Origin of the sequence: Microvirga thermotolerans (assembly GCF_009363855.1) — a bacterium.
GTDB lineage: Bacteria > Pseudomonadota > Alphaproteobacteria > Rhizobiales > Beijerinckiaceae > Microvirga > Microvirga thermotolerans.
The window spans coordinates 760,001-783,676 of sequence record NZ_CP045423.1; the positions used below are offsets into that span (position 1 = coordinate 760,001).

Genomic DNA, 23,676 nt, shown 5'->3' on the forward strand with positions numbered 1-23,676 from the left:
CGCAGCGCCGCCGCCCGCGCCCGCACCCGCTCCCCCAGCCGCGCCAGCGCGCTCAGGACCAGACGCCGCTTGCGCGCATGGGGCTGAACCCCCGCAACCCCGTCCTCCACCAGCGCCCGCGACGCCAGGTAAACATCGTCCGAACCCATCTCAATCCCAGGATCCCGATCAAGCAAACACGACAAGCCCAATAATAAACGACGGACAGCCCGTACGGCGAAGACGGCGACGCGACCCCCACGCGCCACATGATGCCGCGCCGGTGCGGGCCGGTTCCGCGCGGACGGCGGAAACCGATCGCGCCCACAGGTTACGAGGCGGCGGAAGCCCAGACGCTTGTGCTTGCGCAGCGAAACGACGGAGCGACGCAGATGAGGACGGGACGCGAACGGCGGACATGGCAAGGAGCCTGGCATCAGGATCACGCGCAGTCTTGCCGGCCGCCGGCGCTGCCCTTGAAGACGATGTGGAGAACAGAAGTGCGGACTTGAGGGCCCTGGGGCGTCTATCCCAAGACAGAAGCACCAGTTTCGGAGGCGTCTTACGTTGTTTTGCCTAGGGCGGTTTGCGTTCCCATGGAATCGCACTCCGCTCAGAAGCTCTTGGGTTGCCGCATTTTCGGACGGAGAACCGGTTCCCACTTCTCCTGAAAATGCTCTAGAGTGTTCCCGAAGCCGCCGAGAAGCGGCTCTTCTGCTGATTGGGGAGACCAGAATGTCCACGACAATGACCCGCCGCCATCTGGCCAAGCTCGGCCTCGGTTTCGGTGCCGGCGCTCTTCTGAGCCGCAGTGCCTTCGCGCAGGCTCCGGCCTTCTTCCGGATCGGAACCGGCGGCACGGCGGGGACGTACTATCCCGTCGGAGGATTGCTCGCCAACGCGATCTCCAATCCGCCGCAGCTCGTCCTGACGGCGCAGGCCTCCAACGGGTCCGTCGCCAACATCAACGCCATTGCTTCCGGTGCGCTCGAATCCGGCTTCAGCCAGGCCGACGTCGCCTATTGGGCCTATACGGGCACAGGCCTGTTCGAAGGCAAGGGCAAGCTGGAGGACCTGCGGCTTCTCGCCAACCTCTACCCTGAGAGCATCCACCTCGTCGCGGCGAAATCGGCCAACATCAAGTCGGTGGCGGATCTCAAGGGCAAGCGCGTCTCCCTGGACGAGCCGGGCTCCGGGACGCTCGTGGACGCCCGCATCATTCTGAACGCATGGGGCATCAAGGAGAGCGACCTCAAGGCGGACTTCCTGAAGCCGAACCAGGCGGCCGAGAAGATGCGCGACGGAGGCATGGACGCCTTCTTCTTCGTGGGCGGCTATCCGACGAGCGCGATCACCGAGCTCGCGGCCACCGGCGGCGGCATCGACATCGTGCCTCTCTCCGGCCCCGAGGCGGACGCGCTCATCAAGCAGTACAGCTTCTTCTCGACCGACGAGATCCCGGCGAACACCTACAAGAACGTCGGCGCCGTGAAGACCCTTGCGGTCGGCGCGCAGTGGATCACCTCCGCCAAGGTCCCGGACAACGTGGTCTACGAGGTGACGAAGAACCTCTGGAGCGACAAGACGCGCGCCGCCCTCGACGCAGGCCACGCCAAGGGCAAGTTCATCCGCAAGGAGACGGCGCTCGCCGGAGCCGGCATCCCGGTTCATCCGGGCGCCGCGAAGTTCTACAAGGAAGCCGGCCTTCTGAAGAGCTGAGCCGGCCTGAAAGGACCATGCCTCTCACGGCCGGAGCCGTGAGAGGCGTTTCGTATTCGAGAGCATGAAGAGAGCCTCCAAGACCATGTCGCATGCAGACGTCTCCGTGATCGTGGAAGACCGCAGCCTGGAAGAGAAGTTCGATCCGGAAATGCGCTTCCGCCCGCTCCGCCCGGGTACGGCCTGGATCGTGGCGGGCCTGCTCTTCGCGCTCTCCATGTTCCACTACTACACGGCCGGCTTCGGATTGCTGCGCGAGACGACCCATCGCGGCATCCACATGGCCTTCGTCCTGGGGCTGATCTTCCTCGTCTTCGCCGCCCGCAAGGCCGATCAGGACCGGCTCGCGCCCTCCGAGTGGTGGCGGCCGGGCGGAATCTCCCTGCTCGACTGGGCGCTGGCCGCGACGGCCGTGGTCGCCAGCCTCTACGTGCCCTGGATCTTCAACGAGCTCGCCTTCCGTATCGGCAATCCCACCCCCCTCGACGTGGCGATGGGAACGGCCCTGATCGTCGTTCTTCTCGAGGCCGTGCGCCGGTCGGTCGGCTGGCCGCTGCCGCTCATCGCCATCCTGCTGATGCTCTATGCCTATTTCGGCCCTGCGATGCCCGGCATCTTCCAGCATCCCGGCGCGTCGTGGTCCAACATCGTCAACCACCTCTATCTGACGAGCCAGGGCATCTACGGCATCGCCCTGGGCGTGGTGGCGACCTACGTGTTCCACTACGTGCTGTTCGGCGTCCTCGCGACGCGGGTCGGGCTCGGCAAGCTCTTCATCGATCTCGCCTCCTGCCTTGCCGGCCGCTATGCGGGCGGCCCGGCGAAGGTCTCGATCTTCGGCTCGGCCCTGTTCGGCATGATCTCGGGCTCCTCCATCGCCAACACGGTCACGGTCGGCTCGCTGACCATCCCGGCCATGATCCGCCTCGGCTATCCCCGCCATTTCGCGGCGGCGGTCGAGTCCACCGCGTCGACGGGCGGCCAGATCACCCCGCCCATCATGGGGGCCGCGGCCTTCCTGATGGTCGAGTTCCTGAACGTCTCCTACCAGACGGTGATTCTTGCCGCCATCGTGCCCGCCCTGATGCATTTCTTCGGCGTGTTCATGCAGGTCCATTTCGAGGCCCGCCGGTCGGGAATGCGCGGCATGTCCGCGGAGGAGCTGCCGAACCCGATCCAGGTGCTGCGCGAGGGCTGGCAGTCGGTCATGCCGCTCGCGGTCCTGCTCATCGTCCTGTTCTCGGGCTTCACGCCATATCTCGCCGCCTTCTGGGGCATCACGGCATGCGTGCTGATCGGCACCGTGCGCATTCCCGCGCTGACCCTCGGCTTCCTGGCGGCGATCTCCGGAGCCATCGCGCTCGGCGTTCTCACCGAACTCGCCTTCGTGATCCCCGTCTTCGCCGTGGTCCTCGGCCTCATGGCCTGGACCTGGCTGCAGAGCGAGCTCGGCAAGGCGAAGATCATCGACCTCGTGGACGCATTCGTCGTCGGCGCGAAATATGCCATCGGCGTCGGCGCCGCGGCGGCGACGGTGGGCATCATCGTCGGCGTCGTCACGCTGACGGGCGTCGGCTTCAAGATCTCGTTCATCGTGACGTCGCTCGCGGCGCAGATCGCCCAGGGGCTCGGCGAATATCTGCCGGCCGCCCTCTTCGACCTGAAGGGCCTGACCCTGTTCTTCACGCTGCTGATGACAGCCTTCGTCTGCATCCTGCTCGGCTGCGGCGTGCCGACGACCGCCAACTACATCATCATGGTGACCGTCGCCGCGCCGGCCCTCGGCCTGCTCGGCGTCGCGCCCATCGTCGCCCACTTCTTCGTGTTCTACTACGGCGTCCTCGCGGACATTACGCCGCCGGTGGCGCTCGCCGCCTATGCGGGCGCGAGCATGGCGGGAGCCGATCCGTTCAAGACGGGCAATACGGCCTTCCGTCTCGGACTCGGCAAGGCGCTGGTGCCCTTCGTCTTCGTCTATGGGCCGGCCATGCTGATCGTGACGCCCGAATTCACCTGGCCGAGCTTCTTCTTCGTCGTCGGCGGGTGCATGTTCGGCATCGTGCTGCTCTCGGCCGCTTTCACGGGCTATGCCCTGGCGCCCATGCGCGCCTGGGAGCGCTGGCTCGCCGGCCTCGCCGCCCTTCCGATCATCGCTCCCCAGATGACGATGACCCTGATCGGCCTGGCGCTCGCGGCGCCCGTTCTGATCACGCAGCTGATGCGGGCGCGGACGCTCCGGCCGCCCGTGCCCGCCTGAGGCAGGCGGCACGGGGCCGGGCCCGCCTCTTCGTTCCCGACAGGATGCTCGCATGAAGGCCAGGACAGAGACGCTCCGGAAGTACGTGCGAATGGCGCCCGTGATTCCCGTGGTGACGATCGAGGATGCGCGGACGAGCATCGATCTGGCGCATACGCTGGTTCGCGCCGGCCTCGCGGTCGTGGAGGTCACCCTGCGCACGCCGGCGGCGCTGGACGCCATCGCCGCCATTGCCAAGGCAGTGCCTGAGGCGATCGTCGCGGCAGGGACCGTCCTGACGGAGAGCCAGATCGCGGAGGTCGCCGACGCCGGCGCGAAATTCATCGTGACGCCGGGCACGCCGCCGAAACTGGCCGAGCGCCTCAGCGCTGCGCCCATTCCCGTCATGCCCGGCTGCGCGACCGTGACGGAGGCGATGGCCCTGGCGGAGGCCGGGTTCGAAATCCTCAAGTTCTTTCCGGCTTCCGCCTCAGGCGGGGCGGCATGGCTCAGATCCGTGCAGGGGCCGCTTCCTGCGCTTTCCTTCTGTCCCACCGGCGGAATCGACCAGGCAAGCGCTCCCGCTTATCTTTCCCTGGCCAACGTTCCCTGCGTCGGCGGCACCTGGGTGGCTCCGGCTGAACTCCTGCGGAAAGGCGATTTCGACCGGATCGGGGAGCTGGCGGCCGCCGCGGCCGCCTTGCGCCGCCCAACCTGAACCATTCGCCGCCTGCTTCCGTTGTGTCCTATCATGGACGCAACGACGAGGAGGCCCGCATGGTCGATTACCGCAAGCTCCTGGACGCCGTGGTGGGTGCCCTGGCACGGCCGGACCGGGGGCAGGCGTCGCCTCCGGGCCATGGGGCTTCGGGTTCGGCGGCGGCGAGCCCGCCGGAGCCGGGTTCGTCCCGGCCGGGCGCGGCAGCCCTGGGGCCGCTGCTGGACAAGGCACGGGATCTCGCAACGCGCCATCCGGCCCTGACGCAGGGGGCCCTGCTCGGTCTTGCCGGTCTCATGTTCGGCAAGCGCAAGAAGGGCGGCATCTCCAGCCGCATCGCGACGTTCGGAGGTCTCGCCGTGATCGGCGGCCTCGCCTACAGGGCCTATCAGAGGCAGAAGGCGGGCGCGCAGCCCCCGGCCGAGGATGGGCGAACTGCATCGGCCACCGGCGTCGACGGTCGGGATTTCGTCGAGCCGCCGGAAGCGTCCCGTTTCCACCCCGTCTCTCAGACCGAGGACGACGCCATGCGCTTCCTGCGCACCATGGTCGCGGCTGCCGCGGCGGACGGGCGCATCGATGAGGACGAGCGCAGCCGCATCCTGCGCGGTCTGACGGAAGCAGGCATCGATCCGGAGACGACCCGCTGGCTTGACCGGGAGATGGAATCTCCCCTCACCGTCGACGAGCTTGCGGACGGGGTCGAGGATCCGGAACTGGCGGCTCAGGTCTATGCCGCCGCTCTTCTCGCCATCGATCCCGATACGCTGCAGGAGCAGGAATTCCTGCGGCGGCTCGCGGAGGCGCTCGATCTCGATCCGAAGCTGAAGGCTCAGATCGAGGAGACGATCGGCGCGGCGCGATGAAGGCATCGACCGCAGCCCGTCGGAGAAGCCTCTGCCTGTCGGGGCGGCATTGCCGGGTCGAAACGGCAGCCTTCACAAAGGCGCGGCGCGCGCGAGGGGGCGTATGTTCTGGTAGACCACCGTCGTCAGGCGGCCGCCCCGCTCCTCGTAGCGCTTGCCCAGAACGAAGCCGAGTTCGGGGGAGTAGAGGTCCGTATGTTCCGAGAGCGTCCGTCCCTCTCCGTTCACGAGACGATTGCGGACGATCGTGACCGTGTAGGAGCAGGATCCGAGCCGCAGGGTCTCCTGCCCCGTCACCGTGATCTCCAGGGACACCGGAGTGCCGACCTTGGTCGGCTCTGCCGGTACGTATGTGACCGCGCGCCGAGCCTTCGCATCGAGGGGAAAGATGGATCGCAGGTCCGACAGGGGCACCCTGAAGCGATGTGCGACGTTGTCGCGGCGGCTGACCTCGAAAAAACCCCGATAGTAGATCACGTCCTGCTTCGTCCCGTCCGGGTAGGTATTCAGCGCGTGCACGAAATTCTCGGCCGACGGCCTGATCTCGGCGCGGGAGCCTTGGCGTTCGAGCACGTAGCCCACCTTGGCGGTCTGGCCGTTCGGGCACTCCTGGGCCACGGCATGGGTGCCGACAAGCGAGGCGAGTGCGATCAGTCCGGTTCTGTACGACATGGGTTGTCTCGGGTTCCGCAGGGGCTGCGCGCATCGAAAGCATGTTTCAATGTGCCGACGCGGCCAAGCCTTGACAGTCTGCCTGCCCGTTATCGCTTGTGGACGAGCGTCGCGGGCGGCGCTGACAGGCCGGCATGCGGAGAGCGCAGGGAGACGCGCAGCGCAGGCAGTTGATTTCCCGCGTGGCTGCGGATCAAATCCTCCATCCGGAGGACAGCGGAAAGGACCGGCCGATGACCGAGAAATCGAGACGACGGACCTCCGATCAGCTTCGCTCGCGGTTGTGGTTCGATAATCCCGACAATCCCGGCATGACGGCGCTCTACCTGGAGCGGTACCTCAACTACGGCCTGACGCGGCAGGAGCTGCAGGGCAAGCGCCCGATCATCGGCATCGCCCAGACCGGGTCCGACCTGTCCCCCTGCAACCGGCACCACCTCGAACTCGCCAAGCGCGTGCGGGACGGAATCATCGAAGCCGGAGGCGTGGCGCTGGAATTCCCGTGCCACCCCATCCAGGAGACCGGCAAGCGCCCCACGGCCTGCCTCGACCGCAACCTGGCTTATCTCTCCCTGGTGGAGGTCCTGTTCGGCTATCCCCTCGACGGCGTCGTCCTGCTCACCGGCTGCGACAAGACGACACCGGCCTGCCTGATGGCGGCAGCGACGGTGAACATTCCCGCCATCGCCCTCAATGTCGGGCCGATGCTCAACGGGTGGTTCCACGGAGAGCGGACCGGCTCGGGCACCGTCGTGTGGAAGGCCCGCGAGCGTCACGCGGCGGGCGATATCGACTACCAGCAGTTCATGGACATCGTGGGCTCGTCCGCTCCCTCGGTCGGCCACTGCAACACCATGGGCACGGCCTCGACCATGAACGCCCTCGCGGAAGCGCTCGGCATGGCGCTTCCCGGCTCCGCCGCCATTCCGGCTCCCTATCGCGAGCGCGGGCAGATGGCCTACGAGACCGGCAAGCGCATCGTCGAGATGGTCTGGGAGGATCTGAAGCCTTCCGACATCCTCACCCGCGAGGCGTTCGAGAACGCCATCGTCGCGAATGCCGCCATCGGCGGATCCACCAATGCGCCGATTCATCTCAACGCTCTTGCGAAGCATATCGGCGTTCCGCTCGACTGCGACGACTGGGAGCGTGTCGGCTTCGAGATTCCGCTGCTCGTGAACGTGCAGCCGGCCGGCGCGTATCTCGGCGAGGAGTATTTCCGCGCGGGCGGCCTGCCGGCGGTGATGGCGGAACTCATCGGCGCCGGAAGGATCCACGAGAACGCCCTGACCTGCACCGGCCGCACCATCGGCGAGAACTGCCGCGGCAAGTTCAGCTGGGACCGGGACGTGATCCGCAGCTACGACAACCCGCTGAAGGAGAACGCGGGCTTCCTGAACCTGAAGGGGAACCTGTTCGATTCCGCGATCATGAAGACCAGCGTGATCGGCGACGAATTCCGGGAGCGTTACCTCAGCAATCCGGAGGATCCGAACGCCTTCGAGGGGCCGGTGGTGGTCTTCGACGGGCCGGAGGACTATCACCACCGCATCGACGATCCGTCCCTCGGCATCGACGAGCACACGATCCTGATCATGCGCGGCGCGGGCCCGGTGGGCTATCCCGGCGCGGCCGAGGTGGTGAACATGCAGCCGCCCGGAGCGCTGATCAAGAAGGGCGTGCTCTCGCTGCCCTGCATCGGCGACGGGCGCCAGTCCGGCACCTCCGGCACCCCGTCGATCCTCAATGCCTCGCCGGAGGCGGCCGTCGGCGGCGGTCTCGCACTCCTGCGCACGGGCGACCGCATCCGCATCGACCTGAACAAGCGCCGCGCCGACATCCTGATCCCGGACGAGGAGCTGCAGCGCCGCCGTGCGGAACTGCGCGAGCAGGGCGGCTATCCCTATCCGGAAAGCCAGACGCCCTGGCAGGAGATCCAGCGGGCGATGGTGGATCAGCTCTCGGAGGGCATGACCCTCAGGCCGGCCGTGAAGTTCCAGCGCGTCGCGCAGAAGTACACCCCGCGGGACAATCACTAGCCGAGACGAGGTCGAAGGGCATGGCGGGCCGACTTGCCGGGAAAACCGCACTGGTGACGGCGGCCGGACAGGGCATCGGTCGCGCCATCGCTCGGGCCTTCCTGCGGGAGGGAGCCAAGGTCTGGGCCACGGATCTCGATCCCGAGAAGCTGGCCGGTCTCGACGGCATGGAGCGTCGTCGGCTCGATGTCCTGTCCACGGCCGCCGTGGAGGAGGTGGTGCGGGAGGCGGGCCCCCTCGACATCCTCGTCAATGCGGCGGGCTTCGTGCATCACGGCACGGTCCTCGACTGTTCCGAACGGGAGTGGGACTTCTCCTTCGACCTCAACGTGAAGTCCATGCACCGGACGATCCGGGCCGCCCTGCCGGGGATGCTCGGGAAGGGAGGGGGCTCCATCGTCAACATTGCCTCGGGAGTTTCCTCGGTGCGAGGCATCTCGAACCGTTACGTCTATGGGGCGACCAAGGCCGCAGTGATCGGCCTCACCAAGGCCGTTGCGGCGGACTTCATCCGCCAGGGAATTCGCGCGAACGCGATCTGTCCAGGAACGATTGAGTCTCCTTCCCTCGACGAGCGCATCCGGGCCCTCGCGGAAAAGACGGGGCAGAGCCCTGAGGACGTACGTCAGGCCTTCATCGATCGCCAGCCCATGGGCAGGCTCGGCACGCCGGAGGAAGTTGCGGCCCTTGCTGTGTACCTCGCCTCCGATGAAGCCGGCTATACGACTGGGCAGATCCATCTGGTGGATGGCGGCTTCGCCCTCTGACGGGCACCGGGTCCGTGTGGCGTGGGGTCGCAGGCCGGGTCCGGCAATGCTTCCGCCTGGCTCCGGGCAGGAGGGCGGCAAGAGGCGGCCGGGAGCCCGATGCTTCGCCTCTTTCAGTCGCTCAAGCAGTCGTCAGGGAAGGGCGGCGACGAAGTCGTCGGCGGGCAGATCCTTGCCGGGCAAGGATTTGTTCACAGGGGCGAACTGCCCCTCACGAAGAGAATAGTCCTCGAGCGCTTCATTGGCGCGACGGATCCAGAGGGCGGCGCTCTCATGGCGCCAGTTCAGCCGCAGGGCGGCACGAAATGCCTTGGCTGCATCGTTATACCGGCCGGAGCGATACAATATCCGGCCTCGGCTCAGGTGTAAATGGATGCGGTACTGGCGCAACATAATGTACATCAGGGCTTTGAGGCCGGAAAGACGCTCGCCGAGACAGACGAAGGTGTTCGAATATCCTTGAACATGGAGAAGAACATCCCTGTCGATCCCTGCAGACATTTTGGTGACCTGGCGAATGAAGCTAAGGTTTCTCTTGGTTACATCTGCGATGGAGACCGGATACCTGTCTTCATCATGAGCTTGAATCTGCCATTTCCGGTCCCCCTACGAAAATCGGAAAACCGCATGGCTTGTCGGATTTGCGCAAAAATCGTAGCTTTTCAGGACTTTATGGGGTGTGACTTTTGAAGGGTGCCAGTCGGCGAAGGTTCTGCGGGTCGAATACCCGCCCCACGTCGCGTCGTGGTCCGGGCCAGAGGGCCTTCGCGGCTTCAATCTGCCGTACCCATGAAGCGGGGCCTGCATCGTGCCCGGGCGCGACGGTTGGACCCGCAGAGCTTCCTCCTGCGGCCTCTCCTGAGTGGGAGGAGGGCGATGAGTAGCTCCTGCGCCCATAAGGAGGCGGTCGGCTCCTCCGGCCTGGACGACAGACCTCCCGCGGCAGAAGGGAGCGGCCCCGTCGATCTCAACTACAGGACGCCAAAGCTGATCGATCTCGAAGAGGCGCTCAATACGTTCGTCGCCCCGGAAAAGCTGACGCCGAGATCCCAGGAGAGAGTCGGGGACAGCCGCTTTCGGTTCATCGGGGGGAAGGACGTCGGTCTGTTCAGTGTCTCTTTCGGCCAGGAGATCGAGTGCGAGTTGCCGCCGGAGGACACGGATGATCGCATGGCTTTCGTCGTGGCGGCGAGCGGATCCGGTCGGGTGCTCCTCAGAGGAAAGGCGTACGATCTCTCGCAGCGGCGCGGGGTGTTGATCACCTCGGGCGAAAGGCGGTCTATGCTCACCGACGCGCAGACGACAAACCATGTTCTGCTGACGGAGCAGAGCAGAATCGTCGCAGTCTGCAGCAAGCTGCTCGACCGTCAGATCGCAAGGCCCGTCATCTTCGAGACGGGCTTCGATCTCGAAAGCGGATCCGGGCAAGGCTGGATGAGCCTGTTCCGCTTTGCGAGTGCCGAGTTCGAGGACCAGCATTCGTTCCTGAGGCACTCGGCGGCTGCGCGGAAGCAGATGGAGGACATGCTCCTCACAGGGCTGCTGCTGGCGCATGCGAATAACTACTCCGAGGCGCTGCTGCGCCCCCAATCGGCGGCCGCTCCCTTCTATGTGCGGCGGGCGGAGGCGTTCATCGAGGCCCATTACGCCGAGCCCCTGTCGCTCGCCGACATCGCCGCCCATGCGGGCGTGAGCGCGCGCAGCCTGCAGAACGGCTTCCAGAGCTTCCGTGGCATGACGCCGATGGCCTTCCTGCGCTCGATCCGCCTGCAGCAGGCGCACCGGCGGCTCCGGCTGGCCGATCCGTCCCGCGAGACGGTAACGGAGATCGCGCTCGCCTGCGGCTTCGGCCACATGGGCGAGTTCGGCGCCCTTTACCGGCGCAGCTTCGGAGAAACGCCGGGCCAGACCCTGAAGCGGTCTGCCGGGCGGGGATCTCTCTAGAACGACGTTCCGCCATGAGTTCTCCTCCTGAGGACGAGACCGAGCCGGGGCCGCAGGACGGCCTCATCATCGATCGGACATGGCGCTCGCCCAAGCTCGAGGAGCTGGAGAACGCCCTCAATACTCTCGTCTCGCCGCAGCGGCTCGTCCCGACCTCGCGGGACACATCGGGGGGCGGCATGTTCGGGTACCGGGGGCAGGTCGACCTCGGCATCTTCCGGGTTCGCGTCGAGAGCGACGTGGAGATCGACCAGATCCCCGAAGACGCCGACGACCGTATGGCCTTCGTCCTGGGGCGCGGCGAGGCCAGCCAACTTCGGATCGAGGGCGAGAGCTTCCCGATCTCGCAGGAGCGGGCAGTCATATTCCCGTCCGGCCCGCGAAGGATCCTGACGATCCCGCGACACGCGGAGCATCATGTTCTCATCGTGAACCGGCGCAAGATTGCGGAGTGCTGCGCGAGGCTGCTCGGTGAGGAAATCCCCGGCTTCGTCGATTTCGACGTGGGCGTCGATCTCGACACGGCATCCGGAAGCACCTGGCGGAGGCTGATGAACTTCGCCGAAACCGATCTTTCGGATCCGAACAGTCTCATCAGGCGATTCCCATTGGCATGGAGGCAGTTCGAGCAGTCGCTGCTGACCGGCCTGCTTCTCTCGCAGCGCCATGCCTATTCCGAGGCGCTGCTCGCGCCGCGGTCCGCGGCGATTCCCTTCTATGTGCGGCGGGCGGAGGCGTTCATCGAGGCGCATTTCGCCGAGCCCCTGTCGCTCGCCGACATCGCCGCCCATGCGGGCGTGAGCGCGCGCAGCCTGCAGAACGGCTTCCAGAGCTTCCGCGGCATGACGCCGATGGCCTTCCTGCGCTCGATCCGCCTGCAGCAGGCGCACCGGCGGCTCCGGCTGGCCGATCCGGCCCATGAGACGGTAACGGAGATCGCGCTCGCCTGCGGCTTCGGCCACATGGGCGAGTTCGGCACGCTCTACAAGCGCACCTTCGGCGTCACGCCCCGCGAGACCCTGCTGAAGAAAGCCTGACCGGTGCTCACCGGGCGCAGGGCGTCTCGGGGACCGGCGTCAGCGGTCCCTTGCCGGCGAACCACGAGGTCAGGTTGTCGACGACGAGCTGCCCCATGGCCCTGCGCGTATGGACCGAACCCGAGGCGATGTGCGGCAGGAGGACGACATTGTCCAGGTCGATCAGGGCCTGCGGCACGTGGGGCTCGTTCTCGAACACGTCGAGGCCCGCGGCGAGGATCGTGCCCCGACGCAGGGCCTCGATCAGCGCCGCCTCGTCCACGACGCTGCCGCGGGCGACATTGATGAGAACGCCGTTCGGGCCGAGCGCCTTCAGGACAGCGGCGCCGATCATGTGCCGCGTCTCCGCCCCGCCGGGCGTGATCGCGATCAGCACGTCCATGGCCTCGGCGAGCTCCAGGAGGGTCGGGTAGTAGGGGTAGGCGACGTTCTCCTGGCGCGTGCGGCCGTGATAGGCGATCGCGACGCCGAAACCTTCGAGCCGCCGCGCGATGGCCTTGCCGATCCGCCCCAGGCCGACGATGCCGACCTTGCGGGTCCGGAGGCTCGGCGAGAGGGGAAAGGGGGCTTTCAGCCACTCGCCGGCTCGTAAGTAGCGGTCGGCCTGCGGAATGCGGCGCAGGGTGGCGATCAGCAGCCCGATGGTGAGATCGGCCACTTCGTCGTTGAGCACGTCCGGCGTGTTGGTGACCACGATGCCGCGCTCCGCCGCAGCCTTCACGTCGACATTGTCGTACCCGACGCCGAAGCTGGCGATGATCTCGAGGTTGGGGAAAAGCTCAAGGAACGCCCCGTCGATCCGCCCGCCCATGGTGCTCGTCGCAAGTCCGCGGACCCGGGGAGCGACCTCGCGGAGCATGGCGTCGCGATCCGGCGCCTCCCAGAGCCGATGCAGCGCGAAGCGCTCCTCGAGTGCCTCGACGACGCTCGGCAGCATGCGCCCCGTCATCAGAATCTCGGTCCTGTTCATGGCTCGCCCCGTTCGAGACGCTCAGCCGATCCGGCAGCGCGGAGACATTCCCCGCCGCAGAGCCGCGTCGATCGTCCTGGCTTCGTCCTGAAGAACGGTCTTAACCGAGGAGGGCAGATCGAGCCAGTGGCAGCCTCGCAGGGCGGCCTCCAGGGCGTAAAGGGCATTCAGCGAAACGCGGCGAGGGGCCATGAACTTCAGGCGCCGGTAGGCCTCGACGGCGCCGAGGGAGCGCAGATCCGCCACCGTCTCGATTCCGACCTCCTTCAGCGCCTGCTGCGTGGCGGGACCGATTCCGGGAAGGGTGCCGACGGGGGCTGCGTCCATGTGGAAGGCTCCAGCGGGAACATGCGGTATCCACGTTAGAGCAGGAGCGACGGTGAGGCGAGTGCCGTTCTCCGGCGTTCCGTCAGGCCGAGGCTGCCAGCGGCTCCTCGGCCGCGGCGAACTCGTCGCCCTCGTCGTCGCCCTCGAAGGTGCTCGGGTCGGCCCCGGTGATGTCGGCGAGATTCTTGGCGGCCCGGCGCAGGAGCTTGCGCAGGCGCTTGCGGTCCTTGTTGTCGAACCCGGCGAGGAGTTCGCTCTCGACCTCATCCCAGAGGGCGTTGATGGCGGCCGCCTTCTTCTTGCCTTCCCGGGTCAGCTTCACCCGCACCACGCGGGCGTCGCCCGGCTCGGTGTGGCGCTCCACGAGCTTCAGGGACGAAAGGCGGGAGATGGTCTTCGAAGCCGTCGGTGGGCGCACGCGCAGGATCAGCGCGAGATCCCCCATGGTCATGGGACCCGAATGGGCGAGGGCCTGGAGGACCTGCTCCTGCCCCGCGAACAGCCCGAGTTCCGAAAGCTTGTCTCCGGTCCGGCTGCGATGGAGCCGCGCCGCCTGGACCAGAGCCCACCCGACGCTCTTCACGCCAGGATGCTTGATATCGGTGTCCATCCCATTCCCCGCCGTTCGAAGCCTTGGCGCCGCCACCATGAGCGGAACTCATGACGGTTCGATGACAATTCCGTATCGGTGAGGGCGCGACGGCCGATCCCGGCGCATTCCGTCCGCGTGTCGCGGGGCACCCTCCTCGCCTATAGGTCGGGCTTTCAGGGCTCCTGGACAAGGGCGCTCTCGTGCCAGCGCCGCAGGAGCCTTCGCGACAGGGCCGCGGTGAGGAGAAAGAGGCCGATGCCGGCGCCCGCGAGCAGGGCGAGCGCCGCAAAGAGGCGCGGGATGTTGAGCCGGTACTGGCTCTCGACGATCCGGTAGGCCAGGCCGGAGCCCGCCCCCGCGGAGCCGGCGGCCATCTCGGCCACCACGGCCCCGATGAGCGAGAGCCCCACGGCGATGCGCAGGCCCGCGAGAAACGCCGGCAGGGCCGCCGGCCGGCGCAGATACCAGAGTATCCTGAGCCTGGACTTCAACCGCGCGGCCGGGTCCGTCGCCGCCGGCGCGCCGTAGAGGGCGAAAAGCTCGATCAGGCCGCGATCCACCGACTGGAGGCCCAGCATGGTGTTGGAGAGAACGGGGAAGAAGGCGACGATCCAGGCGCAGGCGAGGACCGCCGTCTCCTGCGGCAGGTAGATGAGGAGCAGGGGAGCGATGGCGATCACCGGCGTCACCTGCATCGCCACCGCGAAGGGATAGAGCGAGTATTCGACGAGCCGGGACAGGCTGAACAGCACCGCCAGTGCGACGCCGCCCGCGACGGCGAGGAGCAGGCCGAGGGCGGTGGTCCTGAGCGTCACCAGCAGCGAGGCCGAAAGGAGGGGCCAGTCCGCGACGACCGTGCGGGCGACGAGGCTGGGCGCCGGGAGCACGTATGGGGGGACGGAGCCGAGCCGCACGTAAAGCTCCCAGCATGCGAGGGCGGCCGCCACGACGGCCATCGGCAGCACGATCCTCAGGATGTCCTGCGACGTGACGGCTCGCGAGCGCGCTTTTCCCGCCATGGCTCAGGCCTCCTCGCCGGGCATGGCTTCCGCCAGGATGCGCGAGACCCGCCCGCACTGGGCCGCATAGGTCTCGCTGGTGCGGAAGCCCAGGCCCCGTTCGCGGGGGGCGTCGACGGCGACCTCGGCGACGATGGCGCCCGGGCGCGGCGACATGACCAGAACCCGGTCGGCGAGGTAGACGCTCTCGAACACCGAATGGGTCACGAACACGACGGCGCATCCGAGCTCGCGCTTCAGGCGCAGGAGATCGTCGTTGAGGCGGAAGCGGGCGATCTCGTCCAGGGCCCCGAAGGGCTCGTCCATCAGGAGGAGGCGCGGCCTCAGGACGAGGGCGCGGGCGATGGACGCCCGCATCTTCATCCCTCCCGACAGCTCGCGGGGATAGGCGCCCGCGAAGTCCTCCAGGCCGACGCGGGCGAGGCATTCCTCGATGCGCTCCTTCGCCTTGCTCCGCGGGATGCCGCGCAGGCGCAGGGGCAGCCACACGTTGTCGGCGACATCGGCCCAGGGCATGAGGGTCGGCTCCTGGAACACGAAGCCGATCTCGTGGCGATGGTCGCGGTCCGCTCTGTCCGGCCAGGAGACGTCGCCCTCCGTCGGCGCCGTCAGGCCCGCGAGGATGCGCAGCAGCGTGGACTTCCCGCAGCCGGAGGGACCGAGCAGCGTCACGCATTCGCCGGCGGCAAGGGACATCGAGACCCGGGACAGGGCCGTCACGCCGTTGGCGAAGACCTTGGTCACGCCGTTCACGGCAAGGAGAGGGATGGGAGCTGCCATGGGGCGGCCGGGCCGGGCAGGCCGGCTCTCCTATTTCCTGAGGTTCAGGCCCACGCCCTTGTTCACGAACCGGAGCGTATAGGCCTTCCTGTAGTCGAGATCCGCCCTGAAGAGACCGGCCTTCACCATCTTGTCGAAGAAGTCCTTCATCCGCGCATCTGTCATGGCGCCGATGCCGAGGGTCGTGGCGTCACCGGAATCGACGATGCCGTATTCCTTCATCCGGGCGATGGAATAGGCGATCAGCTCGTCCGTCATCTCCGGGTTGTCGCGCTTGATGAGCTCGTTCGCCTTCGCGTTGTCGCCGTAAAGATAATTGTACCAGCCGATGGTCGAGGCGTCGACGAAGCGCTGCACGAGGTCCGGGTTCTTCTCGACGAGCTCGCGCCGGGTCTCGACGGTGGTCGAGTAGGTGCTGAAACCGTAGTCGGCCAGCAGGAAGACGTTGGGCTTGAAGCCGGCGGCCCTCTCGATGACGAGGGGCTCCGCGGTGACGTAGCCCTGCTGCACGGCGCGCGGGTTGGCGATGAAGGGCGCCGGCGTGAAGCCGAAGGGCTTCACCTGCTCGTCCCTGAAGCCGTATTCGGCCTTCATCCATTGATAGAAGGTCGCGAAGCCGTCCTTCGAGAGCAGGATGTCGTTCGAGGTCTTGAGCGACTCGAAGGTGTCGAGTCCCTGGCCGGGATGGCTCAGGAGGGCCTGCGGCTCCTTCTGGAAATGGGCCGCGACGACGATCGTCGGGATGTCCTTCTCCACCGCGGAGAACGCCTGGATCAGGCTGCCGCCCATGTAGAAGTCCAGCTTGCCGACGGTCATCAGCATCCGGTTGCTGGCGCGCGGCCCGCCGGGCACGATGGTGACCTTCAGGCCGTATTTCTCGTAGGTGCCGTCGGCGAGGGCCTGATAGTAGCCCCCGTGCTCGGCCTGGGCGAGCCAGTTGGTGCCGAAGGTCACCTCGGTCGGCGGAGTCTGCGCCCGCCCGGCCGTCGGGACGAGGCCCAGGCCCGCGCCCAGAAGCAGGGCCATCCATGTCTTCATCGTCATCAACCCACCTCGCCAGCCTATCCGCTGCGCCGCATGCGCGACAGGCGACGAAAGCGCCCGCCGGCGCTTCTGTGCAGGCTCATGCAAGGCTTGGCAAGACCGCCGGGAGGCCGGGCCTCATTCCACGGCCCAGGGATAGGTCCAGGTCTCCGTCAGGGTCTTGTTGCCCGCCTTCAGGAAGGCGCGCAGGTCCGTGGACCGGCCCGGCTCGAGCTTGACGTCGATGGCGACGCGGAAGCCCTTCGTGTGCTCGTTCGGCACCACGAAGGTGTGGGTGATCGTGCCGGCCGTGGTGGTGGGGATGAGCTGCACCAGCCCGGGATCCGACAGGTAATAGGCGAGGTCGCCGCCGGCGAAGTCGATGATGAAGCGGCGGTGGGTCGGGTCGCTGGGGCTGTTGGAGCCGCTGTTGCGGGCGGGGGACTGGAAGGTGTTGATGGCCTTGCCGCCCGGGTGCATGCCGTTGGAGGTGGTGAGGGCCCGCAGCCGGTAGGTCACCGTCACCTCCTGCCCGGCCTCGAGGGGACGGCTCGGCTCCCAGTAGGCGACGATGTTGTCGTGCGTCTCGTCCGGGGTCGGGATCTCGACCAGCTCCACGCGGCCCTCTCCCCAGTCGCCCACCGGCTCCACCCAGTAGCTCGGCCGCCTGTGGTAGAAGGCCTCGAGATCCTGGTAGTTCTCGAACACCCGGTCCCGCTGCATCAGGCCGAAGCCGCGCGGGTTCCTGTCGCTGAAGGAGGAGATCGCCTTGCGGGACGGATTGCGCAGCGGCCGCCAGATCCACTCGCCCGCGCCGGACTGCATGAGCAGCCCGTCCGAATCGTGGAGCTCGGGACGGAAGTCGTCCGTGCGGCGGCGCTCGTTCTCGCCCTCGAAGAACATGGAGGTGAGGGGGGCGAGGCCGACGTTCGGGATGGTCTTGCGCGGGAACAGGGTCGCCGTCACGTCGAGGGTGGTCTCCTTCGACGGATAGAGGACGAAGCGGTAGGCGCCCGCCACGGAGGGGCTGTCGAGCAGGGCGTAGATCGTTGCCTGGTCGCTGTCGGGCTTCGGCATGTCGATCCAGAACTCCCGGAAATGCGGGAATTCCTCCGCCTCGCCGCCCTCCACGTTGATCGCCAGGCCCCGCGCCGAGGCGCCGTATTTCTGGTCGGTTCCCAGGAAGCGGAAGTAGCTGGCGCCGAGGAAGGCGATGACCTCGTCGAAGATCTTCGGGCTGTTGAGCGGGTAGTGCAGGCGGAAGCCGGCGAAGCCGAGGTTCACGGGCAGCGGCTTCTCGATCCTGTTGTGGCCGTAGTCGAACAGCTCCTTCTGGTAGGGGACCGGCGTCGGCACCCCGTCGCGCAGCACGTTCACCGTCACCGGGCGCTGGTAGAGGAAGCCCAGGTGGAAGAGCTGCATCCGGAAGGGGCCGCCGCTCGAGGCGAGGAGCGCCTTCTCCGGGCGGAAGCGGATGTCCCGGTAGTCGTCGAAGCTCAGCCGGTTGAGAGGCTCCGGCAACTGCGCCGTCATGGGCTCGTAGGGCTGGGCGGCCAGTTCCCGGGCCCGGCGGACGACGTCCTCGAAACGGAACGGGTTGGGCGCCGGAGCCCCGCTCTGCTGCGCCAGGGCCGGCAGGGCGACGCTGGCGAGAAGGCTCTGGAGGACGATTCGGCGCGTGAGATTCGTCATGGGCGGATGCGGGCTCTCGGGCTGAAATGCGGGCCTGAAAATGGGGCCGGGCCCATCTCCGTCCACCTGCACCGCTTAATAAAAGCTGAACGGCGCGTCACGGGCGGCAGGGGAGCCCCGCAAGGTGAAAAAATCCTTTGAGAGGGCGAAAAAGGGTCTTGTGATCCCGGGCCTGTGGGCCTATTTGAGTCCCTGCCCAATTTCGCACGTGCCTGTGGTCGCGTGCCGGTTGGTGGGCATCCGGACAAGAGGCCGGACAGCCGCCCGAGAGCGTCCTAGCTCTCGAAACCCCTAACCGGCAGCCGGAGGCGAAACCGGCGTACCCCGCTCTCAACGGGGGACGTGGCTTAAAGCAACGACGAACGGGCTTTTTTGGTCTCGCCGGCCCTCCAAAGGTCGGCACCGAAGAGGCTTGTTTATCATTGCCAGGCGTGCGGACGGGAATCCCCGATCCAATCCAAGGCAGCATCGTCGGGTGAAGAGCCCATCGCCGCTTCCTCGTGTCTCCATCGCACGAATGCGGGATGTGTCCTTCCCTCGCTGACGCCGGACGCGAACGCCCTTCTCTCCGGAGGAGCCGACGACGTCCAGACTTCAATCCGGAGGCTTGAAGACCTCCATTGAACCTTTGGTGGGGAGAGCGCCATGACCGAGCGCATTCGTGAATTCCTGCGCAACCGACGTGAGGACGGCCCCTGCGTGGTCGTCGATCTCGACGTGGTGCGCGACAACTACTCGAAATTCGCCCGAGCGCTCCCCGACACGCGCGTGTTCTACGCCGTGAAGGCCAATCCCGCGCCCGAGGTGCTGAAGGCCCTGGCCGAACTCGGCTCGTGCTTCGACACGGCTTCGGTCGTGGAGATCCAGCTCGCCCTCGACGCCGGCGCCACGCCCGACCGGATCTCCTTCGGCAACACGATCAAGAAGGAGCGCGACATCGCGCGGGCCCTCGAGCTCGGCGTGCGCCTCTACGCGGTCGACTGCGATGCCGAGGTGGAGAAGATCGTGCGCGCCGCCGCTCAGGCCGGCGTGGCGGCTTCCGAGGTGAAGGTGTTCTGCCGCATCCTCTGCGACGGCGAGGGCGCCGAATGGCCCCTGTCGCGCAAGTTCGGCTGCGTTCCGGAGATGGCCGTGGACGTGCTGGAGCATGCCTACCGTCACGGGCTCGAAGCCTACGGGGTCTCGTTCCACGTGGGTTCGCAGCAGCGCAACACGGAGGCCTGGGACCAGGCGCTCGCCTCGGCGTCCGCCGTGTTCCGCGAGTGCGCCGGCCGCGGCATCCACCTGTCGATGGTCAACCTCGGCGGCGGGTTCCCGACGAAGTACCTGAAGTCGATTCCGGAGGTGGAGGCCTATGGCGAGTCCATCTTCCGGGCGCTCTCCAAGCACTTCGGCAACCGCCTGCCCGAGACGATCATCGAGCCGGGCCGCGGCATGGTCGGCAATGCGGGCATCATCGAGGCCGAGGTCGTCCTCATCTCGAAGAAGAGCCAGGACGAGAACGAGGTGCGCTGGGTCTATCTCGACATCGGCAAGTTCGGCGGCCTGGCCGAGACGATGGACGAGTCGATCCGCTACCCGATCCGCAGCGAGCGGGATCACGACCGCAAGGTGCCGTGCATCCTCGCCGGGCCGACCTGCGACTCGGCGGACGTTCTCTACGAGAAGGAGCCTTATCCGCTCCCCATCTCGCTGGAGATCGGCGACAAGGTGCTGATCGAGGGCACGGGCGCCTACACGACCACCTACTCGGCGGTCGCGTTCAACGGCTTCCCGCCCCTGAAGTCCTACGTGATCTGAGTCACGTCCCGCCTGCCTCGGTCCGCGAGGCAGGCACCACCCCCCCAAAGTCGTCCCGGACGGCCTGTTCAGGCGCCGCGGGCGCCGGGCGGATCCCCGAGGGATCGGGATCCGCCTTGCGTCCCGAGGCCGCGAACAGGTGCGAGGGCTGTCGCTCACCCCAACTCCTGGGAGGCCACGGCCATGATCACGATCCGCGAGGAAACCGGCCGCGACGTCGAGGCGCGCGAGGCGCTGCTCGACGCCTGCTTCGGACCCGACCGCTTCCAGAAGACCTGCGAGCGCCTGCGCGAAGGCCGCCTGCCGGCCGACGCCCTCGTCGCCGAGGACGGGGGACGGCTCGTCGGCACCGTCCGCCTTTGGCACGTCTGCGCGGGCCCGAACCGCCCGGCCCTGATGCTCGGGCCGATCGCGGTGGATCCCGGCATGCAGGGGCAGGGCCTGGGCGGCCGGCTCATGCGTGAGGCGCTGGGCCGGGCGGCCGAGCGCGGCCACGGGGCCGTGCTGCTGGTGGGCGATGCGCCCTACTACGAGCGCTTCGGCTTCTCCACGGAGAAGACCGGCGCCCTCTGGATGCCCGGTCCCTACGAGCGCAGCCGCTTCCTGGCCCTGGAGCTGGAAAAGGGCGCCCTCGACGGTGCGCGGGGCCTCGTATCGGCCACCGGCCGGCTCGAGGAAAAGCCCGACCTGTTCGCTCTCGTTGCGGCCGCAGCCCGAGGCTTCGTCCCCGGCCTTTCCCGCGCAGCATAGGTTTCCGAGGAGTTGACGCGCGTCGCACCTGAAGGAATGGTGCGGCGCGCTTCCGTTCGCCACCGATCAACCCCCCAGCCCGTCGCCCGCCGACGAAGGAGTAGAATCGATGACCAACTGGCCCGTCCATGGCCGCATCACCGGCCCGATCGTGATGATCGGCTTCGGCTCGATCGGCAAAGGCATGCTGCCCCTGATCGAACGTCACTTCGAGTTCGACCGGAGCCGCTTCGTGGTCATCGATCCGAACGACGCCGACCGCAAGCTCCTCGACGAGCGCGGAATCCGCTTCATCCATCAGGGGCTGACCCGCGACAACTACCGTCACCTCCTCCAGCCGCTGCTGACGGAAGGCGGCGGGCAGGGCTTCTGCGTGAACCTTTCGGTGGACACGTCCTCCCGGGACATCATGGAGCTCTGCCGCGAGATCGGCGCCCTGTACATCGACACGGTCGCCGAGCCGTGGGCGGGCTTCTACTTCGACAAGAGCGCCGGCCCGGCCGCCCGCACCAATTACGCCCTGCGCGAGAACATCCTCGAGGCGCGGCGCAGGAGCCCGGGCGGCACCACGGCCGTGTCCTGCTGCGGCGCGAATCCGGGCATGGTGTCCTGGTTCGTGAAGCAGGCGCTCCTCAACCTCGCCAAGGACATGAACATCGAGCACGAGGAGCCGAAGTCGCGCGAGGAATGGGCGCGCCTCATGCAGCGCGTCGGCGTGAAGGGCATCCACATCGCCGAGCGCGACACGCAGCGCGCCACCTCCGAGAAGCCGATGGGCGTCTTCGTCAACACCTGGTCGGTGGAGGGCTTCGTGTCCGAGGGCATGCAGCCGGCGGAGCTCGGCTGGGGCACCCACGAGACCTGGATGCCGGAGAACGCCCGCACCCACGACACGGGGTGCCAGGCGGCGATCTACCTGCTCCAGCCCGGCGCCAACACGCGCGTCCGGTCGTGGTGCCCGACGCCCGGTCCGCAATACGGCTTCCTCGTCACGCACAACGAGTCGATCTCGATCGCCGACTTCTTCACGGTGCGGGAGGGCGACAAGGTCGTGTACCGGCCGACCTGCCACTACGCCTATCATCCCTGCAACGAGGCGGTGCTCTCGCTGCACGAGATGTTCGGGCAGGCCGGAAAGGTCCAGGACAGGCACCACATCCTCACGGAGGACGAGATCGTCGACGGCATCGACGAGCTCGGCGTCCTGCTCTACGGCCACGGCAGGAACGCCTACTGGTACGGCTCGCAGCTCTCCATCGACGAGACGCGCCTGCTGGCGCCCTACCAGAACGCCACCGGACTTCAGGTGACCTCCGCCGTGCTCGCCGGCATGGTCTGGGCGCTGGAGAACCCGGAGGCCGGCATCGTGGAGGCGGACGATCTCGACTTCCGCCGCTGCCTCGAGGTGCAGATGCCCTATCTCGGCCCGGTCGTCGGGGTCTATACCGACTGGACGCCCCTCGCCGACCGCCCGGGCTTCTTCCCCGAGGACATCGACACCTCGGATCCGTGGCAGTTCCGGAACATTCTGGTACGTTAGGACCTGAATCTCTCATCCCCGGCCGTCCGCGACCGGCCGGGGATGATGGCGGAGACCCCCTGAATGCCCCATTTCGAGCCTTTCTATGCCGACAAGCTCCGCGGCTCGCTCGGGGTCGTCGATGCCGAAGCCGTCCTGGATCTGAGGAGCGCCTCCCGCGAACAGGCGCTGCGCTCCATCCAGGACATGCTGGAGCGCAGCCGCTTCGCCCAGAGCAAGGCCGTCGCCATCCGCCTGTCGCCTCCGCCGGAGGGAGGCGGCGAGACCCTTTTCCAGCCGGTGGGAAAGGCGCTGCTCGAGGCGAAGAAGCGCGGCTGGATCGAGCGTCTCCAGACCCTGCCGGCCCAGGACGGGCTGGGCTTCTACGTGGTCCTTGCCGGGAAGCCGGACGCCTGATCAGGCGCGCACGGGGCGGGGGCGAGGCCGCCGCAGGCTGCGCACGAAACCCGTCAGGACCAGAAGGCCGCCCCAGCCGGCGACGAAGCCGCCCGCCGCCGCAACGATGCCTTCCTCCGTCACCGGCACGGCGGGCTCGAAATCCCGGTAGGCCGCCTCCATCACGTCCGTGTCTCCGTCCCTCGCCATCAGGGCGATCCGCAGGAACGGCCCGGCCTGGGCCAGCGAATCGCGATGGGCCCGGAGACGGGCGAGCCGTTCCGCGTTGGCCTGCATGGCGACGCCCTGGCGGCTCACGAGATCGTCCGGATTGCCGCGCAGGCGGAGGATGGCGCCCTCGCGGGTTTCCCCATGGCTCTCAGCGTCCGCGTCGAACCGCTGGAGGACGCGGGTGAGCACGTCGATGGCGCCGCCGAGGCGCTGCCGGTACTGCTGGGAATATTCGGGGAGCTGCGAGGCGACGACCGCGCCCGCGAGGCCGAAGCCGAAAGCGACGATGCGCGCGATCCTGGACAAGGCATCCCTCCTCAGGATCCAAGCGCCGCGCGGACGTCTTGTTCCGTCACGTCGTCCAGGGGCTTGGGGATCTTGAAGGCCCGCGTCTTCACGCCCGGCTCCATGACCAGGATCACCGTCTCGATCCCGGGGCAGGACGGATCGGCGCAGGCGATCTCGTTGACGGCGAAGGCGGTCTCGGGCGGGAAGGAGCCGGCGGCCCGGGCGAGAGCCTTCACGCGCCCGACGGCCTCCCGGTCCCGCCTCGGCAGGCCGAAGGCTCCCCTTATGAAGGCGCCGAGCCGGCTCATGGGG

General features: G+C 67.4%; 24 protein-coding genes (1 of these 24 running past the window's edge). 12 read left to right on the top strand and 12 right to left on the bottom strand.

The genetic code is table 11. From position 1 onward, the window contains the following. Positions 1-149 carry the 5' portion of a hypothetical protein gene (locus GDR74_RS03545; RefSeq protein WP_152585013.1) on the bottom strand. It extends 109 nt beyond the left edge of the window, so the window shows 149 of its 258 coding nt (coding positions 1-149); the start codon lies at positions 147-149; the stop codon falls past the left edge of the window. 565 nt (positions 150-714) lie between these two features. Here GDR74_RS03545 and GDR74_RS03550 point away from each other — a divergent pair. From GDR74_RS03550 to GDR74_RS03565, 4 genes are all read left to right on the top strand, one after another. Next, on the top strand, positions 715-1,698 hold the full coding sequence (locus tag GDR74_RS03550) for a TAXI family TRAP transporter solute-binding subunit (protein ID WP_152585014.1): 984 nt from the start codon (positions 715-717) through the stop codon (positions 1,696-1,698). A gap of 64 nt (positions 1,699-1,762) precedes the next feature. Beyond that, positions 1,763-3,955, top strand: coding sequence for a TRAP transporter permease (locus tag GDR74_RS03555; RefSeq protein ID WP_343039620.1), 2,193 nt, complete (start codon positions 1,763-1,765; stop codon positions 3,953-3,955). A gap of 52 nt (positions 3,956-4,007) precedes the next feature. Continuing rightward, on the top strand, positions 4,008-4,652 hold the full coding sequence (gene eda / locus GDR74_RS03560) for a bifunctional 4-hydroxy-2-oxoglutarate aldolase/2-dehydro-3-deoxy-phosphogluconate aldolase (protein ID WP_152585016.1): 645 nt from the start codon (positions 4,008-4,010) through the stop codon (positions 4,650-4,652). A 59-nt stretch (positions 4,653-4,711) separates the two neighbouring features. Beyond that, the gene (locus GDR74_RS03565; RefSeq protein ID WP_152585017.1) at positions 4,712-5,518 is read left to right on the top strand and encodes a tellurite resistance TerB family protein; all 807 of its coding nucleotides are present in this window, start codon (positions 4,712-4,714) and stop codon (positions 5,516-5,518) included. Between the two features lie 72 nt (positions 5,519-5,590). Here GDR74_RS03565 and GDR74_RS03570 read toward each other — a convergent pair whose 3' ends face one another. Next, the gene (locus GDR74_RS03570; protein WP_152585018.1) at positions 5,591-6,190 is read right to left on the bottom strand and encodes a hypothetical protein; all 600 of its coding nucleotides are present in this window, start codon (positions 6,188-6,190) and stop codon (positions 5,591-5,593) included. A gap of 233 nt (positions 6,191-6,423) precedes the next feature. Here GDR74_RS03570 and GDR74_RS03575 point away from each other — a divergent pair, with 233 nt between their 5' ends. Both GDR74_RS03575 and GDR74_RS03580 read left to right on the top strand, forming a co-directional pair. Continuing rightward, a complete protein-coding gene (locus GDR74_RS03575) occupies positions 6,424-8,229 on the top strand; it encodes an IlvD/Edd family dehydratase (protein ID WP_152585019.1) in 1,806 nt (601 codons plus the stop codon). A gap of 20 nt (positions 8,230-8,249) precedes the next feature. Beyond that, a complete protein-coding gene (locus tag GDR74_RS03580; RefSeq protein WP_152585020.1) occupies positions 8,250-8,996 on the top strand; it encodes an SDR family oxidoreductase in 747 nt (248 codons plus the stop codon). Positions 8,997-9,128: 132 nt separating this feature from the next. Here GDR74_RS03580 and GDR74_RS03585 read toward each other — a convergent pair whose 3' ends face one another. After that, complete coding sequence (locus tag GDR74_RS03585; protein WP_152585021.1) at positions 9,129-9,497, bottom strand: tetratricopeptide repeat protein; 369 nt, start codon at positions 9,495-9,497, stop codon at positions 9,129-9,131. A gap of 375 nt (positions 9,498-9,872) precedes the next feature. Between GDR74_RS03585 and GDR74_RS03590 the strand changes: the two genes are divergently transcribed. Both GDR74_RS03590 and GDR74_RS03595 read left to right on the top strand, forming a co-directional pair. Continuing rightward, positions 9,873-10,940 (top strand): helix-turn-helix domain-containing protein, encoded by a 1,068-nt coding sequence (locus GDR74_RS03590; protein WP_152585022.1) that lies wholly within the window; start codon positions 9,873-9,875, stop codon positions 10,938-10,940. 14 nt (positions 10,941-10,954) lie between these two features. Then, positions 10,955-11,977, top strand: coding sequence for a helix-turn-helix transcriptional regulator (locus tag GDR74_RS03595; protein WP_152585023.1), 1,023 nt, complete (start codon positions 10,955-10,957; stop codon positions 11,975-11,977). A 7-nt stretch (positions 11,978-11,984) separates the two neighbouring features. Here the strand turns inward: GDR74_RS03595 and GDR74_RS03600 are convergent, their stop codons facing one another. From GDR74_RS03600 to GDR74_RS03630, 7 genes are all read right to left on the bottom strand, one after another. Continuing rightward, entirely contained in the window at positions 11,985-12,947 is a 963-nt protein-coding gene (locus GDR74_RS03600) for a 2-hydroxyacid dehydrogenase (protein ID WP_152585024.1), read from the bottom strand. 21 nt (positions 12,948-12,968) lie between these two features. Then, complete coding sequence (locus GDR74_RS03605; RefSeq protein ID WP_152585025.1) at positions 12,969-13,274, bottom strand: TfoX/Sxy family protein; 306 nt, start codon at positions 13,272-13,274, stop codon at positions 12,969-12,971. An 82-nt stretch (positions 13,275-13,356) separates the two neighbouring features. After that, positions 13,357-13,884 (bottom strand): MarR family winged helix-turn-helix transcriptional regulator, encoded by a 528-nt coding sequence (locus GDR74_RS03610; RefSeq protein WP_246179837.1) that lies wholly within the window; start codon positions 13,882-13,884, stop codon positions 13,357-13,359. A gap of 155 nt (positions 13,885-14,039) precedes the next feature. After that, positions 14,040-14,885: an ABC transporter permease gene (locus GDR74_RS03615; protein ID WP_152585027.1), complete on the bottom strand. Its 846-nt coding sequence runs from the start codon at positions 14,883-14,885 to the stop codon at positions 14,040-14,042. A 3-nt stretch (positions 14,886-14,888) separates the two neighbouring features. Next, a complete protein-coding gene (locus GDR74_RS03620; protein WP_152585028.1) occupies positions 14,889-15,665 on the bottom strand; it encodes an ABC transporter ATP-binding protein in 777 nt (258 codons plus the stop codon). Positions 15,666-15,695: 30 nt separating this feature from the next. After that, on the bottom strand, positions 15,696-16,703 hold the full coding sequence (locus GDR74_RS03625; protein WP_152587636.1) for an ABC transporter substrate-binding protein: 1,008 nt from the start codon (positions 16,701-16,703) through the stop codon (positions 15,696-15,698). A 123-nt stretch (positions 16,704-16,826) separates the two neighbouring features. After that, positions 16,827-18,380: an OpgD/OpgG family glucan biosynthesis protein gene (locus tag GDR74_RS03630; RefSeq protein WP_152585029.1), complete on the bottom strand. Its 1,554-nt coding sequence runs from the start codon at positions 18,378-18,380 to the stop codon at positions 16,827-16,829. Between the two features lie 645 nt (positions 18,381-19,025). Here GDR74_RS03630 and GDR74_RS03635 point away from each other — a divergent pair. The 4 genes from GDR74_RS03635 to GDR74_RS03650 all read left to right on the top strand — a co-directional run bounded on the left by GDR74_RS03635 (position 19,026) and on the right by GDR74_RS03650 (position 22,866). After that, positions 19,026-20,180, top strand: a complete 1,155-nt coding sequence (locus GDR74_RS03635; protein WP_152585030.1) for a type III PLP-dependent enzyme — start codon at positions 19,026-19,028, stop codon at positions 20,178-20,180. A gap of 183 nt (positions 20,181-20,363) precedes the next feature. Next, positions 20,364-20,930 (top strand): GNAT family N-acetyltransferase, encoded by a 567-nt coding sequence (locus GDR74_RS03640; protein WP_152585031.1) that lies wholly within the window; start codon positions 20,364-20,366, stop codon positions 20,928-20,930. 109 nt (positions 20,931-21,039) lie between these two features. Further along, on the top strand, positions 21,040-22,470 hold the full coding sequence (locus GDR74_RS03645) for a homospermidine synthase (RefSeq protein WP_152585032.1): 1,431 nt from the start codon (positions 21,040-21,042) through the stop codon (positions 22,468-22,470). Between the two features lie 63 nt (positions 22,471-22,533). Then, positions 22,534-22,866 carry a hypothetical protein gene (locus tag GDR74_RS03650; protein ID WP_152585033.1) on the top strand — a complete coding sequence of 111 codons (333 nt, stop codon included), beginning with the start codon at positions 22,534-22,536 and terminating at the stop codon, positions 22,864-22,866. Here the strand turns inward: GDR74_RS03650 and GDR74_RS03655 are convergent, their stop codons facing one another. Further along, a complete protein-coding gene (locus GDR74_RS03655) occupies positions 22,867-23,382 on the bottom strand; it encodes a DUF2937 family protein (protein ID WP_152585034.1) in 516 nt (171 codons plus the stop codon). An 11-nt stretch (positions 23,383-23,393) separates the two neighbouring features. Further along, a complete protein-coding gene (locus GDR74_RS03660; RefSeq protein WP_246179838.1) occupies positions 23,394-23,672 on the bottom strand; it encodes a hypothetical protein in 279 nt (92 codons plus the stop codon). Between the last annotated feature and the right edge of the window lie 4 nt (positions 23,673-23,676).

Excerpts from the sequence above, each read along its gene's own strand:
- GDR74_RS03635 (WP_152585030.1), top strand. The coding sequence starts at position 19,026 with ATGACCGAGCGCATTCGTGAATTCCTGCGCAACCGACGTGAGGACGGC.
- GDR74_RS03600 (WP_152585024.1), bottom strand. The coding sequence starts at position 12,947 with ATGAACAGGACCGAGATTCTGATGACGGGGCGCATGCTGCCGAGCGTC.
- eda (WP_152585016.1), top strand. The coding sequence starts at position 4,008 with ATGAAGGCCAGGACAGAGACGCTCCGGAAGTACGTGCGAATGGCGCCC.
- GDR74_RS03565 (WP_152585017.1), top strand. The coding sequence starts at position 4,712 with ATGGTCGATTACCGCAAGCTCCTGGACGCCGTGGTGGGTGCCCTGGCA.
- GDR74_RS03630 (WP_152585029.1), bottom strand. The coding sequence starts at position 18,380 with ATGACGAATCTCACGCGCCGAATCGTCCTCCAGAGCCTTCTCGCCAGC.
- GDR74_RS03580 (WP_152585020.1), top strand. The coding sequence starts at position 8,250 with ATGGCGGGCCGACTTGCCGGGAAAACCGCACTGGTGACGGCGGCCGGA.
- GDR74_RS03625 (WP_152587636.1), bottom strand. The coding sequence starts at position 16,703 with ATGAAGACATGGATGGCCCTGCTTCTGGGCGCGGGCCTGGGCCTCGTC.
- GDR74_RS03645 (WP_152585032.1), top strand. The coding sequence starts at position 21,040 with ATGACCAACTGGCCCGTCCATGGCCGCATCACCGGCCCGATCGTGATG.
- GDR74_RS03550 (WP_152585014.1), top strand. The coding sequence starts at position 715 with ATGTCCACGACAATGACCCGCCGCCATCTGGCCAAGCTCGGCCTCGGT.
- GDR74_RS03605 (WP_152585025.1), bottom strand. The coding sequence starts at position 13,274 with ATGGACGCAGCCCCCGTCGGCACCCTTCCCGGAATCGGTCCCGCCACG.
- GDR74_RS03585 (WP_152585021.1), bottom strand. The coding sequence starts at position 9,497 with ATGTCTGCAGGGATCGACAGGGATGTTCTTCTCCATGTTCAAGGATAT.
- GDR74_RS03575 (WP_152585019.1), top strand. The coding sequence starts at position 6,424 with ATGACCGAGAAATCGAGACGACGGACCTCCGATCAGCTTCGCTCGCGG.
- GDR74_RS03615 (WP_152585027.1), bottom strand. The coding sequence starts at position 14,885 with ATGGCGGGAAAAGCGCGCTCGCGAGCCGTCACGTCGCAGGACATCCTG.
- GDR74_RS03555 (WP_343039620.1), top strand. The coding sequence starts at position 1,763 with ATGAAGAGAGCCTCCAAGACCATGTCGCATGCAGACGTCTCCGTGATC.
- GDR74_RS03595 (WP_152585023.1), top strand. The coding sequence starts at position 10,955 with ATGAGTTCTCCTCCTGAGGACGAGACCGAGCCGGGGCCGCAGGACGGC.
- GDR74_RS03620 (WP_152585028.1), bottom strand. The coding sequence starts at position 15,665 with ATGGCAGCTCCCATCCCTCTCCTTGCCGTGAACGGCGTGACCAAGGTC.
- GDR74_RS03650 (WP_152585033.1), top strand. The coding sequence starts at position 22,534 with ATGCCCCATTTCGAGCCTTTCTATGCCGACAAGCTCCGCGGCTCGCTC.
- GDR74_RS03640 (WP_152585031.1), top strand. The coding sequence starts at position 20,364 with ATGATCACGATCCGCGAGGAAACCGGCCGCGACGTCGAGGCGCGCGAG.
- GDR74_RS03570 (WP_152585018.1), bottom strand. The coding sequence starts at position 6,190 with ATGTCGTACAGAACCGGACTGATCGCACTCGCCTCGCTTGTCGGCACC.
- GDR74_RS03590 (WP_152585022.1), top strand. The coding sequence starts at position 9,873 with ATGAGTAGCTCCTGCGCCCATAAGGAGGCGGTCGGCTCCTCCGGCCTG.
- GDR74_RS03610 (WP_246179837.1), bottom strand. The coding sequence starts at position 13,884 with ATGGACACCGATATCAAGCATCCTGGCGTGAAGAGCGTCGGGTGGGCT.
- GDR74_RS03660 (WP_246179838.1), bottom strand. The coding sequence starts at position 23,672 with ATGAGCCGGCTCGGCGCCTTCATAAGGGGAGCCTTCGGCCTGCCGAGG.